This is a genomic window from Curtobacterium uvaldense, from assembly GCF_028307415.1.
Lineage (GTDB): Bacteria > Actinomycetota > Actinomycetes > Actinomycetales > Microbacteriaceae > Curtobacterium.
Genome location: NZ_JAQMHU010000010.1, coordinates 61,325 through 78,202, shown reverse-complemented (window position 1 = coordinate 78,202; position 16,878 = coordinate 61,325). Strand labels below are relative to the sequence as shown.

Annotated in this window: 14 protein-coding genes; 5 read left to right on the top strand and 9 right to left on the bottom strand. The window is 73.6% G+C overall.

Translation table 11 applies throughout. The annotated features are described in order from the left end of the window. Positions 1-16: 16 nt before the first annotated feature. Together recQ and PIJ49_RS07945 are read right to left on the bottom strand one after the other, a co-directional pair. The gene (gene recQ / locus PIJ49_RS07950) at positions 17-1,858 is read right to left on the bottom strand and encodes a DNA helicase RecQ (protein ID WP_271826274.1); all 1,842 of its coding nucleotides are present in this window, start codon (positions 1,856-1,858) and stop codon (positions 17-19) included. A gap of 9 nt (positions 1,859-1,867) precedes the next feature. Beyond that, on the bottom strand, positions 1,868-2,998 hold the full coding sequence (locus tag PIJ49_RS07945; protein ID WP_271826273.1) for a CPBP family intramembrane glutamic endopeptidase: 1,131 nt from the start codon (positions 2,996-2,998) through the stop codon (positions 1,868-1,870). Between the two features lie 35 nt (positions 2,999-3,033). Between PIJ49_RS07945 and PIJ49_RS07940 the strand changes: the two genes are divergently transcribed. Further along, positions 3,034-4,056 (top strand): EamA family transporter, encoded by a 1,023-nt coding sequence (locus tag PIJ49_RS07940; protein ID WP_271826272.1) that lies wholly within the window; start codon positions 3,034-3,036, stop codon positions 4,054-4,056. A 170-nt stretch (positions 4,057-4,226) separates the two neighbouring features. On the opposite strand, the gene PIJ49_RS07935 is transcribed toward PIJ49_RS07940, so the two are convergent. Further along, the gene (locus tag PIJ49_RS07935) at positions 4,227-4,685 is read right to left on the bottom strand and encodes a GNAT family acetyltransferase (RefSeq protein WP_066652210.1); all 459 of its coding nucleotides are present in this window, start codon (positions 4,683-4,685) and stop codon (positions 4,227-4,229) included. 111 nt (positions 4,686-4,796) lie between these two features. Here PIJ49_RS07935 and PIJ49_RS07930 point away from each other — a divergent pair, with 111 nt between their 5' ends. Continuing rightward, entirely contained in the window at positions 4,797-5,603 is an 807-nt protein-coding gene (locus tag PIJ49_RS07930) for a class E sortase (RefSeq protein ID WP_235426468.1), read from the top strand. Then, positions 5,600-5,776, top strand: coding sequence for a hypothetical protein (locus PIJ49_RS07925; protein ID WP_158407726.1), 177 nt, complete (start codon positions 5,600-5,602; stop codon positions 5,774-5,776). The genes PIJ49_RS07930 and PIJ49_RS07925 overlap by 4 nt, the downstream gene beginning before the upstream one ends. 97 nt (positions 5,777-5,873) lie before the next feature. On the opposite strand, the gene PIJ49_RS07920 is transcribed toward PIJ49_RS07925, so the two are convergent. The 4 genes from PIJ49_RS07920 to PIJ49_RS07905 form a co-directional block, all read right to left on the bottom strand. Next, positions 5,874-8,912, bottom strand: coding sequence for an AAA family ATPase (locus PIJ49_RS07920; RefSeq protein ID WP_271826271.1), 3,039 nt, complete (start codon positions 8,910-8,912; stop codon positions 5,874-5,876). Beyond that, positions 8,912-10,075, bottom strand: coding sequence for a metallophosphoesterase family protein (locus tag PIJ49_RS07915; RefSeq protein WP_271826270.1), 1,164 nt, complete (start codon positions 10,073-10,075; stop codon positions 8,912-8,914). Before PIJ49_RS07915 ends, PIJ49_RS07920 begins: the two co-directional genes overlap by 1 nt. Before the next feature lie 90 nt (positions 10,076-10,165). Further along, positions 10,166-11,380, bottom strand: coding sequence for a S24/S26 family peptidase (locus tag PIJ49_RS07910; protein ID WP_271826269.1), 1,215 nt, complete (start codon positions 11,378-11,380; stop codon positions 10,166-10,168). 43 nt (positions 11,381-11,423) lie between these two features. After that, positions 11,424-12,023 carry a M73 family metallopeptidase gene (locus tag PIJ49_RS07905; RefSeq protein WP_209683990.1) on the bottom strand — a complete coding sequence of 200 codons (600 nt, stop codon included), beginning with the start codon at positions 12,021-12,023 and terminating at the stop codon, positions 11,424-11,426. Between the two features lie 247 nt (positions 12,024-12,270). Between PIJ49_RS07905 and PIJ49_RS07900 the strand changes: the two genes are divergently transcribed. Continuing rightward, positions 12,271-12,876: a MarR family transcriptional regulator gene (locus PIJ49_RS07900; RefSeq protein ID WP_209683992.1), complete on the top strand. Its 606-nt coding sequence runs from the start codon at positions 12,271-12,273 to the stop codon at positions 12,874-12,876. Positions 12,877-12,930: 54 nt separating this feature from the next. Then, the gene (locus tag PIJ49_RS07895; RefSeq protein WP_066652197.1) at positions 12,931-13,440 is read left to right on the top strand and encodes a mycothiol transferase; all 510 of its coding nucleotides are present in this window, start codon (positions 12,931-12,933) and stop codon (positions 13,438-13,440) included. A gap of 70 nt (positions 13,441-13,510) precedes the next feature. Here PIJ49_RS07895 and PIJ49_RS07890 read toward each other — a convergent pair whose 3' ends face one another. Continuing rightward, on the bottom strand, positions 13,511-15,682 hold the full coding sequence (locus PIJ49_RS07890; RefSeq protein ID WP_271826268.1) for a DEAD/DEAH box helicase: 2,172 nt from the start codon (positions 15,680-15,682) through the stop codon (positions 13,511-13,513). 287 nt (positions 15,683-15,969) lie between these two features. Next, the gene (locus tag PIJ49_RS07885) at positions 15,970-16,851 is read right to left on the bottom strand and encodes a PPK2 family polyphosphate kinase (RefSeq protein WP_442874616.1); all 882 of its coding nucleotides are present in this window, start codon (positions 16,849-16,851) and stop codon (positions 15,970-15,972) included. Positions 16,852-16,878: the final 27 nt, after the last annotated feature.

Here is a 16,878-nt window from a genome sequence, read left to right as displayed (position 1 = left end):
GGCGACCGCCGGCGGCTCAGTCCGCGTGCGCTGCGACCACGTCGAGGACCGCGCGCCCGTAGCGCTCGAGCTTCGCGCCGCCGATGCCGGAGATCTCGCTGAGGGCGTCCTCGTCCGCCGGCTTCACCGCAGCGATCCCCCGCAGTGTCGCGTCGTTGAACACCACGTAGGCGGGGACCCCCTGCTCCCGGGCCTGCGCCGCACGCCAGGCACGCAGCGCCTCGAACAGGCCGAGCGCCTCCTGCGGCACGTCGGTGGCCGTCTGACGTCGCACCCGTTGACCCCGCGGGGCCTTCACCGGGTCGCGACGCATCAGCACGCGCGTACGACCGCTCAGGACCTCGGCGCTCGTGGGGCTGAGGACGATTGTGCCGAAGCCGTCGCCCGACACCGCCGCGTAGCCCTGCGCCAGCAGCTGCCGGGCGACCGCACGCCACTCCCCCTCGCCCAGGTCGTTGCCGATGCCGAAGGTCGCGAGGGAGTCGTGCCGCAGCTCCTGCACGCGGGGTGACTGCTTGCCGACCAGGATGTCCACGAGGTGCGCGACGCCGTACCGCTGGCCGCGCTCACGCTCCAGCCGGACCACGGTCGACAGGAACTTCTGCGCGGGCACGGTGCCGTCCCACGGCTCGGGCGGTGCGATGCAGGTGTCGCAGTTCCCGCAGGCCGTGGACTCCTGCCCGAAGTACGCCAGCAACCGCACCCGGCGGCACTCGATCGTCTCGCACAGCGCGAGCATGGCGTCGAGGTGGGCGCTGAGCTGCCGCCGGTGCGCCGCGTCGCCCTCGGACTGGTCGATCATCCGGCGCTGCTGCACGACGTCGTTCAACCCGTAGGCGAGCCACGCCGTCGAGGGCAGCCCGTCACGCCCCGCACGTCCGGTCTCCTGGTAGTACCCCTCGACCGACTTCGGCAGGTCGAGGTGCGCCACGAACCGCACGTCGGGCTTGTCGATGCCCATGCCGAAGGCGATCGTCGCGACCATGACGATGCCGTCCTCACGCAGGAACGTCGACTGGTTGCGCTCACGGACCTTCGCGTCGAGGCCGGCGTGGTACGGCAGCGCCGGGATCCCCTGGTCGGCGAGGGCGGCCGCGGTGCGTTCGACCGAGTTGCGGGACAGGCAGTAGACGATCCCGGCGTCGCCGCTGTGCTCGGTGCGGATGAACGTCAGCAGCTGCTGCAGCGCGCCGGTCTTCGGCTCGATGCGGTACTGGATGTTCGGCCGGTCGAAGTCGGCCACGAAGTGCGCGGCGTCGTCGAGCCCGAGTCGGCCGGAGATCTCGCGGTGGGTCTGCGGTGTCGCGGTCGCGGTGAGGGCGACGCGCGGCACCGTCGGCCAGCGCTCGTGCAGCACGCTGAGCTCGAGGTAGTCGGGGCGGAAGTCGTGGCCCCACTGGGCCACACAGTGTGCCTCGTCGATGGCGAACAGGGCGATGCGTGCGCGGTCGAGCAGGGATCGGGTCGACTCGAGTCGCAGGCGCTCGGGCGCGAGGTAGAGCATGTCGACCTCGCCGGAGACGACCGCCCGTTCGACCCGGGCGCGCTCGTCGGGGCCCTGGGTGGAGTTGAGGAACGCGGCGCGGACACCGTTGGCGGCGAGGGCGTCGACCTGGTCCTGCATGAGGGCGATGAGCGGCGAGACGACCACGCCGACGCCGTCACGGACGAGCGCGGGCACCTGGTAGCAGAGCGACTTGCCGCCACCGGTCGGCATGAGCACGAGCGCGTCGCCGCCGGAGACGACCTGGTCGATGATCGCGGCCTGCTCGCCGCGGAAGGCGTCGTACCCCCACACGCGGTGCAGGACGTCGAGCGCGGCAGCCCGCGACGGCGAGGTCGTGGTCGTCGTGCTCATGCACCCAGCCTACGAGCGCGGGGCGACACCCACCGTCTCGTCCACAGGCACCGCGTCGTCCGGGCCGGCCGCCGACGTGTCCCGGTCCGTCTCGGGACCGCGGGCCGGTGCGGCTGCCCAGCCCGTGCCTCCCGGCAGGGTCCACTGCCGACCGCCCGCCCAGACCGGAACCGGACCGCGGAAGCGGGGCGCCTCGTGTCCCGGGAAGCGACGGTCGAGCCCCCGCCACCACGCGAGGAGCTCGATCATGCCCCAGAACGCGAGCGAGGTCGCGAGCGTGACCAGGAAGCCACCCGCGGTGCCGTCCGAGGCGTCGAGGTCGACCTTCGACCAGCCGGGGGCCTGCAGCACGAAGATCATGATGTTGTTGAAGGCGTGCTGGAGGACGGTGGCCTCCATGCCCCCGGTCCGCAGCACGATGATCGCGGCGATCAGCCCGAACGAGCCGACGTCGAGGATGCCCCACACGTTGTAGCCGTTCGGGATGTGCCCCGCGGCGAACACGACCGTCGACACCGCGACGGCGACGACGACGCCGACGATCCGCACCGGGATCCACGATGCGATCGTCTGGACCAGGAAGCCGCGGAAGACGTACTCCTCCGCTGCACCCTGGAAGGGGACGAGCACCAGGACCATCACGATCGTGAAGGTCAGGGTGGCGGGCGAGACCGTCGACTGCCCGATGGCGTCGTGGTTCCAGCCGAAGCCGCCGTCGAACGAGAACATCCCCCACGTCTGCAGCAGGAACATCGGGATCGCGATGACGAGCGTGGGGAACAGGCACCACAGCGTCCACCGCCAGCGCACCCGGAAGCGCGTCGACGACAGGATGTCCGCCGGGCCGATCCGGGCGATCTTCACCGCGAGCAGGATGCCGGGCAGCAGCACCACGAGCGACAGCAGGGTCAGCGACAGGATGAGCGGGTCCGTGGGGTCGAGGGCGCCGTTCGTCAGGTCGTCCTGGAACCCGATCAGCCCCTCGGCGCCCTGCGTCGCACCGATCGGCACGAAGTACGCCACCGCGAGGACGATCTGCGTCACGACGTAGTACCCGACGAGGAACGCGAGCGCGACCAGCGGACGCCACCAGCGCCAACGGGCATCGACACGGGGCAGGCGGTGGTAGGGAACGCTCACCCGCGCAGGCTACCGGCACGGGCAGGATGGGAGCCGTGCTCTCCGTCCTGCTCGGCCTGACCGGTGCGGTCGTCTACGGGGCGGCCGATTTCCTCGGCGGCCTCGCCGCACGCCGGGTCCGGGCCGTGGTCGTCGCGGCCGCCGCTGCGGCGGTCGGGCTGGTCCCGCTCGGCGCCGGGGTGCCGCTCGTGGGTGCGTCGTTCTCGACCGGCGCGATCGTCGCGGGGACGGCCGCGGGTGTCTCCGGGTCCGTGGCGGTGCTGCTGCTGTACCGGGCGCTGGCCGTCGGCCCGATGAGCGTGCTGTCGCCCCTGACGGCGGTGTTCGCCGCGCTCACCCCGGTCGTCGTCGCGCTGCTGGGCGGGACGGTGCTGTCGTTGGCGGCGTCGGTCGCGCTCGTGGTCGCGGTGCTCGCGGTCGTGCTGGTCGCGGCGGTGCGGGACTCCTCGGGTGCGCGGGTGACCGCGGTCGGGGTATCGACGGCCGCGGTGGCAGGGTGCGGGTTCGGCGGGATCGTGCTCGCGTACGACGCGGCACCCGGGGACGCCGGGGTCGCGACGCTCCTGGTCGGGCGGGTGGTGCAGACGGTGCTGCTCGGCGCCGTGGCGGTCGCGGTGGCGGCGCGGTCGGGGCCGGTGCGGCCGGCACGGTCTGGTCGGCCGGGAGGCACGGATCGCGTCGGTCCGCCGGCGCCGGCCGCGCGGTCTGCCGCGGCTGACGCGAGGGCGGTGCGTCGACCAGGCCGGTCGCGCCGACCCGGCTCGTCGGGTCCGTCGCCGTGGCGGGATCCGTTCCGCTGGCCGCGCTGGTCACGGCCGACGGTGGTCGCCGTGGTGGCGTGCGGGGTGCTCGACGCCCTCGCGAACGCCTGCATCCAGGCGGCGCTGCACGTCGGTTCGGGCGACGCCACGCTCCCGGTGGTGAGCGTCCTCAACGCGCTGTACCCGATCGGCACGGTGGTGCTCGCGGGCGTCGTGCTGCGCGAACGGCTGACCGCGGTGCAGTGGACGGGGATCGTGCTCGCGTTCGTGGCCGCGGTCGGACTGGCGCAGGCCTAGCGCGCGTCGGGCGTCGGAGTCAGTCGTCGGGCGCCGGGCGCCGGGCGCCGGGCGTCGGGCGCCGGACGTCGGCCGTCGGCCGTCGGAGTCAGTCGTCGGGCGTCGGGCGCCGGGCGTCGGCCGTCGGCCGTCGGCCGTCGGAGTCAGTCGTCGGGCGTCGGGCGCCGGAGTCAGTCGTCGGCGATGAGGCGCTTGCCGAGCGAGACCGCGCGGTCCGGGGCGTAGCCGAGCGAGGCGTAGAACCCGAGGACCTGCTCGTTCCCCTCGCGCACCTGCACGTTGACCTTCGGGCAGCCGCGCTCGGTGAGCAGCCGTTCGAACTCGGCCATGAAGGCGCGACCGAGCCCGGAGCCCTGCAGGTCGGGACGGACGGCCAGGTAGTTCACCCAGCCGCGGTGCCCGTCGTACCCAGCCATGCCGACGCCGACGACCGTGCGCTCGTCGTCGTGCTCGGGCTGCTCGGGTTGGTCGGGCTGCTCGGCGACCAGGAAGAGCTCGGGCTGCTCGGCGACCTTCCGCGCGATGTCACGACGCGGGTCGTTCCATGGACGCAGCAACCCACAGGCTTCCCACAGGGCGACGACCGCCTCGGTGTCGTCGGGGCGGAACGGTCGGAACACCGGGGTCATCCGTCCACGCTAGCGGGACCCGTGGGCATCCACAGGTACGAGGACTCGTCACCTGTTCGTCGGCGTGGTCTGATAGACCTGTCCGACCACCCCATCCGGATCAGGAGCACCGTGACCGCACACGACACCGCCCCGACGCGCCGCTCGGCGCGCGAGGACGAGGCCACGCGGCCGCCACGACGCCCTCGACGCCGTCAGACCGTCGGCGGGGCGCTCGTCTCGCTGCTGGCCGAGCTCCTGATCATCGCCGGTGCCGGCACGGGCCTCTACGTGGTGTGGACCGCGTGGTGGACGGACGTCGTCGCCGTGAACGAGCAGACGAAGCTCGTCGACGACCTCGGGCAGCGCGCAGCGCCGAAGGTCGAGGGCTCGGAGCACCGGGGCGAAGCGCCCGTGCTCGCCGAACCGCCGGAGGTCACGAGCGTGTTCGGCACGATGCAGATCCCCCGCTTCGGCGCCGACTACCTCCGTCCGATCGGTGAGGGCACCGACCGCGAGCGCGTGCTCAACACGATCGGGCTCGGGCACTACCAGGACACCGCGATGCCGGGCGCCGAGGGCAACTTCGCCGTTGCCGGGCACCGCGTGACGTACGGCAAGCCGCTCAACCAGATCGCGGAGCTCAAGACCGACGACGCGATCGTCGTCCGGGTGACCGACGAGGAGAAGGACTTCGACGTCTGGTACGTCTACAAGGTCACCGACTCGCAGATCGTCACGCCGGACAAGATCGAGACGATCGCGCCGGTGCCGAACCAGCCGGGTGTCACGCCCTCGGCCGAGGACCGCTGGCTCACCCTGACCGCGTGCCACCCCATGTGGTCCGCCAAGGAGCGCTACGTGACCCACGCCAAGCTCGACTACTGGATGCCCGTCTCGGAGGGCACCCCCAAGGAACTCTCGGAGACGCCGAAGTGATCTTCCCGTTCGTCTGGCGGATCCTGCCCGGCCCTGCTGCCCTGAAGGTCCTCGAGCTGCTCGTGCTGCTCGCGGTGATCGTGTACGCGCTGTTCACGTGGGTCTTCCCGTGGATCGCCGCCGACATCCTGCCGCCGCCCGACGGCACGGTGGACGCGCCGCCGTCGCCCTGACCACAGCCGTCCGTCGACCGCCCGCGGGGTCCGCAGCGGCGGTCTGCGGTCCGACGTCTGCTGCCCGCTGCCCGCCGCCCGCTGCCCGCGCGGACCGTCAGACCGTGGTCGTGACCCGCGAGCCGCCCTCGGCGGTGCGCCGCACGGCGATGCGCTCGGGGATGCGCTGCTTGAGCTCCTCGACGTGGCTCACGATGCCGACCTGCCGTCCGCCGGCGGTCAGGCGTGCGAGTTGCCCGATGACGTCGTCCAGCGTCTCCGGGTCCAGCGTGCCGAACCCCTCGTCGACGAACAGGGTGCCGAGCGAGACCCCGCCGGCCTCGGCCTGCACGACGTCGGCGAGCCCGAGTGCCAGGCAGAGCGACACCGTGAAGGTCTCGCCGCCGGACAGGCTCCCCGGGGCGCGCCGGGTGTCGGTGGTGTGGTCGTGGACGGCCAGCGCGAGGCCGGTCCGGCGGGCCCGTGACCCGGCCTCGCGCTCGTCGGACGTCTCGAGGGTGAACCGCCCTCCGAGCATCCCCCGCAGCCGGTCGTTGGCTGCGGCGACGACGTCCTCGAAGCGCCGCATGAGCACGTAGGTACCGAGGGTGATCCCGCTCGGGTTCACGGCGGTGACACCGTTCGCGACGTCTGCCAGGCGGACCACGGCGCGGCTGCGTGCCGACGTGTCGTCGCGAGCACGGACGGCCCGGACCACCTCGGCGGCACAGCGGGCTGCGGCCTCCGACCGGTCGGACGCGGACACCGCCGCGCGGGTGGCCTCGTCCGCACGCTCGGCAGCGGCGACGGTCGCGGTGCGGGCGGCGTCCAGGTCGAGCGCGACGGTGGCCCCGGCGGCGGAGCCCTCGTCGGCGGCGGCCGCCACCACCGCCGGTTCGACGAGCCCGGCGTCGACGACGGCACGCTCCCGCTCGGCGGCGACGACCTCGGCCTGCAGCGCGGCCGAGGCATCCGGCTGGAGCAGTGCTGCCCGGGCCGCGTCGAGCCTGTCGAAGCCCTGCTCGGTCAGCGCCAGGTCGACCTCGGCGGACCGCTCGCGCACGGCCTGTGCCGCCGTCGTCGCCTGCGACTCGGCGACGGCGACCTCGTCGGCTCGTGCGACGAGGTCGTCGAGCTGCCGGACCAGCTGCGCGAGGGAGCGGTCGTCCGACGTCCCACCGATGCGGCCGTCGGTGTCGGCGGATGCGTCCCAGGAGCCCGCGGCGACGGTCGCTGCGCGCTGTCGGGCGTCCGTCACGGCAGCGGCGTCCTGGTCGAGCCGCGATCCCTCTGCCCCGCTCGTCGCCACGAGAACGGCGTGGTCGGCCTGCACGGTGTTGTGCTCGCGCTCGAGTGCCCGGGTCTCGTCGTCGTACGCCGTCCGCTGCCCCTCGACCTCGGCGACGCGGACTGCCGCAGCGTGGGCTGCCTGCACGCGGGCGTCGGCGGCCGCGGCTCGGGTCGCCAGGGCGTCGGCGTCCGTCTCCCCGACGGCGGCGCGCAGTCGTTCGAGGGCGGCACGCTCGACGGCGAGCGCGGACGCCGCCTCGGCGAGGGCGCCGTCGGCGACACGTGATGCGTCGGCGGCTTCGTCGACGGCGGCTGCGTCCGGGTGGTCGTCCTGCGGCAGGGCGACGTCCGGGTGCTCGAGCGCGCCGCACACGGGACAGGGGTCGCCCGGGACGAGTGCCGCGCCGAGTTCGCCCGCCAGTCCGGCGATGCGGCGGGTGCGCAGGGCCTGCTCGGTCCGCAGGAGCGCTTCGGCGCGGACGCGGCGGTCCGCCACCACCTGCTCCGCCCGGTGCACGGCGGCGGCTGCGGCGTCACGGGCGTCGAGGTCTGCGCGCAGCTGCCGGAGGCGCTCGACCTCGGCTCGGGCGGCCTCGGCGTCGCCCGCGGCGGTGGCCGCGGTCCGGGCTTCCTCGACGAGCGCGGCCCGACCGGCGGGACGCGCCTCGAGCGCACGGTCGAGCTCGGCCACCCGTCGGACGAGCAGTGCGGCCCGGTCGGCGGCGTCCGTGCGGGCTCGTCGGCGGTCGTCGAGCGTGGCCTCGACCGCGACGAGGTGCCGGACCGCCGCGACGCAGGTGGCCAGGTCGGTGCGGCGTGCGGCGGTGTCGACGTCCGACGGGACACCGAGGCGCGCACGGAGGTCGTGCGCTCGGCGACGGTGCTCGTCAGCACGGGAACGGGCGGCGTCGAGCCCCTGTGCCGGCGTCGTGACCCGGACGGCCCGTTCGGCGAGCGCGAGCCGGGCGCGGGCGGCCTCGACCCGGGGTGCGGCGTCGTCGAGGGCGCGGCGACGATCGAGGAGCACGGCACGTCGCGCCCTGGCCTGCAGTCGCGCGGCCACGTCGTGCTCGTGCACCCGGGCGCGTTCCGCCGCCGCGACCGCCTCGGTGCGATCTGCTGCGGTCGCCGTGGCCACGGCGCGCAGCGCGTCGAGGGTCCCCGGCACCGAGGCCTCGTCGGCGTCGACGACACCGGCGGCCTGGGCGAAGCGGCTCAGCGCGTCCCGCACCCGGGCGTCGGCGGACTCCACCTCGGCCTGGACCTCTCGGCGGCGGGCGGCGAGCTCGTCCGCCGTGCGGTCGTAGACCTGGGTGCCGAAGAGCGACTGCAGGAGCTTCCGGCGGTCCTCGCCCGGTGCCCGGAGGAAGCGAGCGAACTCGCCCTGCGGGAGCACGACCGTCTGCAGGAACTGTGCACGGTCGAGTCCGACGACCCGAGCGACCTCGAGCCCGATCTCCGGGATCCGCGAGGACACCGGCTCACCGACGACGTCGCCGGAGTGTGCGAGCCGGAAGAGCTGCGCCGACGCCTGCTGTCGCACCGTCCCTGCGCCGCGCTGCTTCGGCCGGTCGTACTGCGGCGTCCGGCGGACCCGGTACACGCCGGCACCGGTCTCGAACACGAGCTCCACGAAGGGTTCCACCCCGGGGTCGGCGTGCTGGCTGTGCAGGCGGTCGTGCGTCGATCCCTCGCCCGCGAGCCCGCCGTACAGGGCGAACACCACGGCGTCGATGATGGTCGACTTGCCGGAGCCGGTCGGGCCCTCGAGCAGGAACACCCCGGAGGCGGCGAGCGCCGCGAAGTCGATCGTCACGAGTTCGGGGTAGGGCCCGATCGCCCGGAGTTCGAGTCGGTGCAGGTACATCAGCGCCCCCGGTCGTCGTGCATCGCGAGGACCGCTGCCTCGTACGCCTCGGTCAGGACCGCGCGGTCGTCGTCGCCCGGCGTCGCGCCGGTGGCGAACGCGACGAAGTCGGCCGCGACCTCGACCGGGTCCGAGGTCGCCGTGACCGCCCGCGCCGCCTGCCGGTCGGGGCGGTCGGCGGGCTCGTGCGTGATCGCCAGCGCGTGCGGGAAGTGGTCCTTCACCCGGGCGTAGAGCCGCTCGGGGTGGACGGTGTCGGTGACCGCGACGCGGACCCAGGCGTCGGCGTCCGCGCGGTGCGCGCCGGACTCGATCGCCTCCATGCTCGTCCGGACGTCGACCAGGCGCCGGGGCACGGGAGCGGGTACCAGCTCCACCGAGACCCCACCGTCGGCCGCCAGTTCGACGAGGGTGACGCTCTTGCGCTGCTGCCGTTCCCCGAACGAGAACGCGAGCGGGGACCCGGCGTACCGGATGCGGTCCCCCGCGCCCACGCGCTGCGCTCCGTGCAGGTGTCCGAGCGCGACGTAGTCGATGCCGTCGAAGACCGAGGCGGCGACCTGGTCGACCCCGCCGACCCGGATGTCCTGTTCGCTGTCGCTCGGAGCAGCCCCGCCGACGAAGGCGTGCGCGACGACGACGCTGCGGGTGCCCGGGCGCTCGGCGAGGTCTGCTCGGATCCGTGCGGTGCCTGCGCCGACGACCGCCTGGTGGGACCGGGCGAGGGGCTCGTCCGGCACGTCCGCGAGGGCGTAGCGCGTCAGGTCGGGGTGCAGGTACGGGATCCCGTACACGGCGACGGGGCCGTGCTCGTCGTCGAGCAGCACCGGCGTGCCGATGCCCGTCGGCTCCGCCAGGATCCGCACGCGGTCGTGCATGACCCCCGCGCCGAAGCCGAGCCGCGCGGCGGAGTCGTGGTTGCCCGGGGTCAGCACGACCGTCGCCGTCTCGGCCAGGCGTTCGAGCGTCCGCGAGAGCAGCCGGACGGCGTCGACCGGCGGGATCGCACGGTCGTAGACGTCGCCGGCGATGACGACCAGGTCGACCGCGCGGTCGCGGACGGTCTCGACGAGGAAGTCCGCGAAGGTCGACTGGTGTCCGAGCAGGTCCGCACCGAGCAGCGTGCGGCCGAGGTGCCAGTCGCCGGTGTGGAGGATCCGCATGCCGCCACGGTAGCGGCGGCCGGGGACATCACCCGCGAGCCCGTGCCGCCCTGTGGAGGACCGGCGCGTGCCGCTGCCCGTGCAGGAACGTCAGCGCACGCAGCTCGTGCCGGAGACGAGCCCGAGCCCGAGGAGCGACGTGAACTGGATGGGCACCCCTGCGCTCTGCGTCGACGTCCAGGCACCCGGCGCGGCGGCGTTGGTCTGCACCTGCACGGTGCGCCTCGTGCCCAGGGCGAGCGCACTGCTGAGCTTGACGGTCGCGCTCCGCGCCTGGCCGTCGGCTGTCGTCGCGAGCACCGCCCCGGTCTCGTCGGTCACGGTGAACGACTTCGGCGGGTCCCCGGCGTACGACCAGCCGATCACGACCGAGCCGTTGCTCGAGTCCGTACACGAGAGGGTCGTGACGACCGGTACGGTCCCGGCGGTGAGCTGGACGGCCGTGCCGGTGGTCCGACCGAACGGTGCAGCATCGGCCTGCGTCGGCACGAGCACGGCGCTCGCCCCGACCACGACGGCGACGAGCCCGAGGACCCCGGTCTGGCCCACGCGAGGGACACGCTGCACGGCCGCGCGGCGTGCGGCGCGGCCGCGCTCGTCGACGTGGCGCGGGACGGGACGTGACGACCGGCGGTCCGGGACGCTGTGAGCACCCACCGCGGGCGGCGCTGCGGAGGCGATCAGTGCCTCCCGGCCGCCGTCGCCCGTGGGCCCGCCGCTGCCCGCGTGCCCACCGTCGCCGCGGTGCCGCGGACCGCGTCGACGGAGCGGAGCGTCGACCGTGCAGAGCAGGAGCACCGCGACGAGCGCGAGGGCGACGGTGCCGACCTCGACCCAGCGGCCCTCACGGACCCAGAGCACCGGGGTGGCGACGGACGGCACCCGCAGGAAGCCGACCCCGTGCACGGCGGAACGCTCGATCGGCGTCGAGTCGACCTGCGGGTTCGCGTCGCCCTTCGTGACGACGGTGCCGTCCGGGCCGGGTTCGACGAACCGGTGCATCCGCAGGTGTCCCGGCTGGTCGGGGTCGTCCGCGAGCAGGATCTGCCCGGGCCGGATCTCCGCCGAGGCGACCGGCCGCGACACCACGACGTCGCCCGGCGCGAGGCGCGGTGCCATCGACCCGGTCATCACGGTGGTCGGGTGCCAGCCGAGGAGCGCCGGGGCGGCCGACCACAGCGCGAGCCCGAGGAGCGTCGCGACGACGGCCCGAGCCGCGGTCGCGACGACGACACGCCCCCAGTCGACGACGTCGTGGAGCACGTCGTGCGGGGTGTGACCACCGTGCACTGCGATGCTGACCATGACTGCCTTCGACCGGGGGCGTGGTGACGGGCGGGGTGCCCTGCTAGTTGTTCTGGGCCTCCCAGGTGAGACCGATCTGGGCGTTGGTGCCCTGCGCCGCGTTCGGGGTGTTCGCGGAGACGGTGTACGTGACCCTGTAGACCCGGGTCTCGCTGGCGGCACCGGTCGTGGTCCACGCGCCGAGGCCCGAGGCGAAGTTCGTCGCCTGCGTCCCGAGGGTCGGGAGCGTGTTCTCGAAGAGGGTCCCGCCGGTCGCCGCGGGGGTGAAGCCCGAGCACGACGAGAGGCCGCCGCCGGTGCCCTGCTCGATCTTGATCGTGGTGTTCTGTGCGAGCACGCTCGAGGTCGACGGCGAGGTCGCGTAGAGCTTCACGGTCGACGGCAGCGACCCGGTGGAGGTCACGGTGATGCACTTGCTGTCGACGGAGCCGGGCTTGAGATTCGCAGCGGTGAAGAGCGCGGTGTTCGCGTCGTCGTCCGACAGCGCGACGGTGCCGGCGGTCCAGTTGCTGGTGGGGTTCGTGGTGGTGGCCGAGAAGGCCGAGTACGAGGCGGTCGACACGACGACGCCCGAGGCGACGAGGGCGGCGGGCACGGCGATCCAGGCGGCGAGACGGGCGGCGCGAGGGGACACACGGGACATGGTTGTCCTCCGGAGGAGAGATTCTGATCGGTGGTGGCTCCGGACCCGCGGTGGTTGGTCGCGCTACGGTGCCTGTGTACTACGGCGATCAAGCTACTTGTCGAACGTGTTGATGACAAGGGAAGCAATGACCCCATTGTTGGGGGGTGTCTCAATCGTTGAGATACTTGTTGCATGGACCTCTGACCCGGGTCCGCCCGCGTCCCGTCGATCGCCGCCGCGATCACCACCCGAGAAGAGCCACCCCGTGACGGACACCTCCCCCGCCCTGCCTCCCCTGACCGTCACGACCAGCCTCCCCCCGGCCCCGGTCTCCCCCGACGTCGAGATCGACCTCGAGAGCGACCTCGCGAGCGACCTCGCGATCGGCGACCCGGCACCGGCGCACCGTGTCGGCACGGCCGCGGACGACGCCGGGCTCGCACGGATGATCGCGGCCTTCCGGGTCCTGCAGGTCCGGCACGCTCGGGTCCTCGCGCACGAGAGCGCCGCGCAGGGCCTCGGCATCACCGACACGCGCTTCCTGGTGCACCTCGCGGCATCGGAGGGGCAGGCGACGACACCGAAGCAGGCCGGCGACGTCCTCGAGCTGAGCACCGGTGCGATGACCTCGCTGCTCGACCGGCTCGAGCGCCACGGGCACCTCGAACGACGCCCGAACCCGGGCGACCGGCGGAGCATCCTCGTGCACCTGACGCCGTCGGGCGCAGCCGTCGCACGGGCCGTCAGCGCCGCGTACGCCTCGGCCTTCAGCGAGGCCGTCCCCGCCACCGAGCGGAACGGCGTCGCCGCTGCCCTCGAGGACATCGGCGCAGCGCTCGACCGGCGGCACCGCGCGGCCACCGCCCGCTGAGCACGGACCGGGGCCCTGGAGCAGGGCCCGCACCCGCCGCGTAGCGTCGGCCGCATGACCCCTGCCGAACTCCTCACCGAAGCGTTCTCCCGCGTCCCCGAGACGGTCGAGCGTGCGCTCGACGGTCTGTCCGCGGACCAGCTCGCCGCTCGCCCGGCGGCCGGCGCGAACACCCTCGCGTGGCTCGCCTGGCACATCGCTCGCGGGCAGGACGCGCAGGTCGCCGACCTCGCCGGCTCCGAGCAGGTCTGGACCGCGGACGGCTGGGTCGATCGGTTCGACCTGCCGTTCCCGGCCGACGCGCTCGGGTACGGGATGTCGCGCGACGACGTCGGTCGCGTGCGCGCCTCGGCGGACCTGTTGAACGGCTACCTCCGCGCGGTCCACGAGCGGACGGTCGCGTACGTCGCGACGCTGGCGCCGGAGGACCTCGACGCCGTCGTCGACGACGCCTGGGACCCGCCGGTGACCCGCGGCGCACGGCTCGTCAGCATCCTCGACGACTGCACGCAGCACGCCGGCCAGGCCGGCTACGTGCGCGGCCTGCTCTTCTTCAGCCGCTGACCCCTTCCGGACGGACGGGAGGCACGGTGCCAGCTGGCTCCGTGCCTCCCGTCGGTCGAGGTGGTCGCGTCTAGCGCGCCGCGAGCTCCGCGACGATGCCGTCGCCGGGGGCGGCCTGCACGAGGTCCGCCTCGATCTCGGCGTTCTCGAGGATGCCCTCGATCTTCCGGACGCGGCCACGCGGGACGAGCGTGACGACGGTGCCCTCCTTGCCGGCACGGCCGGTGCGGCCGGAGCGGTGCATGTACGCCTTGTAGTCGTCCGGGGCGTCCGCCTGCACGACGAGCGACACGTCGTCGACGTGGATGCCGCGCGCCGCGACGTCCGTCGCGACGAGGACGTTCACCCGGCCGCTCGTGAGCAGCTGCAGGTTGCGCGTGCGGCGCGACTGGTTGAGGTCACCGTGGAGCGAGGTCGCCCGGATGCCGGCGTCCTCGAACTGGTCGGCCAGGCGCTCGGCGTAGGCCCGGGTACGGGCGAAGACGATCGTCTTGCCGTCACCGGCGACGAGCTCCTCGAGGACCTGGTCCTTCTGGCGCTGCTCGACGACCAGCACGCGGTGGTCGATGGTCGAGGACGCCTGGTCCTCGCCGGCGACCTCGTGGACGCTCGGCTCGTGCAGGAACTCGGACACGAGCGACGCGACCTGGGCGTCGAGCGTGGCGCTGAACAGGAGCTTCTGGGCGCGGTTGCCCTGCGGGGTGACCTCGGCGGTCGCGGAGAGGATCTCGCGCACCGGCTCGAGGAACCCGAGGTCGCACATGTGGTCGGCCTCGTCGAGCACGGAGACGACGACCTCGCTGAGGTCGAGCTTCCCCTTGTTCATGAGGTCCTGCACCCGGCCGGGCGTGCCGACGATGATGTCGACGCCACGCTCGAGGGCACCCTCCTGGCGACCGTAGGGCACACCGCCGTAGATCTGCGTCGTGAAGAGGCCCACCGAACGGGCGATCGGCTGCACCGTGCGGTCGATCTGCAGGGCGAGCTCGCGCGTCGGGGCGAGGATGAGCGCACGCGGGGCGCGGCCCATCTTGCGCTTCGTCCCGCCGCCGTGCTCCATGAGCTTCTCGACCAGGGGTGCACCGAACGCGATCGTCTTGCCGGAACCGGTGCGGCCACGGCCGAGGACGTCCTTGCCGGACAGCACGTCGGGGATCGTCGCCGCCTGGATCGGGAACGGGGCCGTGGCGCCCATCTCGGCCAGGGCGCGGGAGATGTTGCCGCCGATGCCGAGGTCGGCGAAGGTCACGCCCTCGACGTCGGCCGCGACGGTCGCCTCGGCCTGGAGCTTCTCGAGCTTGACGTCGTCCGCGGGGACGTACGAGCCGCGGGAGTCGTCGCGGTCGCGGCGGGGCGCGCGGTCGTCGTCGGAGGAGCGGCGCTGCGGGCGGTCGTCGCGGTCGAAGGAGCGACGCGGGGCGCGGTCATCGCGGTCGAACCGACGGGCACCACGATCGTCGTCACGACGGGGCGCACGGTCGTCACGATCGAACCGACGGGCGCCACGGTCGTCCTCACGACGGGGCGCACGGTCGTCACGGTCGAACCGACGCGGGGCGCGGTCGTCACGGTCGAACCGACGAGCACCACGGTCGTCATCGCGACGGGGGGCACGGTCGTCACGGTCGGACCGGCGCGGGGCGCGGTCGTCGTCACGACGGGGCGCACGGTCGTCACGGTCGAACCGACGCGGGGCACGGTCGTCATCACGGCGAGGAGCGCGGTCGTCGCGGTCGAACCGGCGCGGGGCACGGTCGTCACGGTCGAACCGACGCGGGGCACGGTCGTCATCACGCCGGGGAGCGCGGTCGTCGCGGTCGAACCGGCGCGGAGCACGGTCGTCACGGTCGAACCGACGAGCACCACGGTCGTCGTCACGACGAGGGGCACGGTCGTCACGGTCGAAACGACGCGGGGCACGGTCGTCACGGTCGAACCGACGCGGGGCACGGTCGTCGCGGTCGTGGCCACGACCACCACGGTCACGGTCGAACCCGCGCCCGCCGCGGTCGTCACGGCGCTGGCCGCCGTCGCGCGGCTCCCAGTTCGGGCGGGCCGGGCGCTCGCCCTGCGATGCGCGGCCGCGACGCTCCTCGGCGTCCCAGCGCTGCTTCTGCCGCGGCTGGGCCGGGTCGGCGGCGCGGAACCCGCGGTGCTTGCTGCTGCGAGCGGCGGGCGTGCCGTTCGCGTGGCGGACTCGGTCGTCGGCACGCTGACGCGCGCCCTTGTCGTACGGGGCCATTGCTACTTTCCGGGGTGCAGACGTCCCACAGCGCCCGGCAGCGACATCGGCGGGGGCTCTTCAGCGGGGAGGGGGTTCTTCCCGTCGCGGATCGACGTGAATCCAGCCCTCGAGCGCACACACACCCAAACGAAACCCGCGGTCACATGCCGCGGTGCCGAAGGCCGACCGAGCGAGTCTACGCGACACGAGCCCGCCTGGCCACCCCCGACCGACCGACTGCCGGCCGTGCGCGGGCCGTGGGCCGCGGGGCGGAGGGGCGGAGGGCCTCCAGACCGTGAGCGGGATCAGGACTCCGCGAGCCGCCGTCGCTGCTCGGCCACGTCGAAGTCGGCAGCGGGCCAGGTGAGCTGGAGGTCCTCGAGCGCGCGGAGCAGGAGCTGCTGCACGGCGAGTCGGGCGTACCACTTGCGGTTCGCGGGGACGACGTACCAGGGCGCCCGGGCCGTCGAGGTGCGCTCGAACACCGTCTGGTACGCCTGCTGGTACTCGTCCCACAGCAGACGATCGTCGATGTCGCCCGGGGTGAACTTCCAGTGCTTGTCGGGGCGGTCCAGCCGGTCGCCGAGGCGCTCGCGCTGCTCGTCCTTCGAGATGTGCAGCATGACCTTGACGATCGTCGTGCCCTGCTCGACCAGACGGTCCTCGAAGTCGACGATCGCGCCGTACCGACGCTCGATCTCCTCGGGCGGGGCGAACGCGCGCACCTTCTGGACGAGGACGTCCTCGTAGTGGGATCGGTCGAACACACCGAGCTGCCCCGCCGCGGGGAGCTGCCGTTCGATGCGCCAGAGGAAGTCGTGCTCGCGCTCCTCGGCGGTGGGCACCCCGAAGCCCGCGTAGTGGACGCCGTTCGGGTCGACCGCGCCGACGACGTGCGAGACGATGCCGCCCTTGCCCGCGGTGTCCATCGCCTGCAGCACGAGGAGCACACGACGCTGGTCGCCGGCGGTGCTCGCGGCGTGCAGGCGTTCCTGCAGGGCGGCGAGGCGGTCGGCACCGGCGGCGAGAGCCTCGAGCCCGTCGATCTTGCGGCCGGGGAAGCCCGGCGTGCCGTCGGGGTCGACGCGGTCGAGGCGGAAACCCTCCTCGACGCGGAGCAGCGGTTCGGGGTCGGTGTTCCAGGCCTTGCGACGGCTCACGGGTCCTCCTGCGGGTCTCGTGCCCATCCTGGCACCCGGCGGATCCCGGCGTCC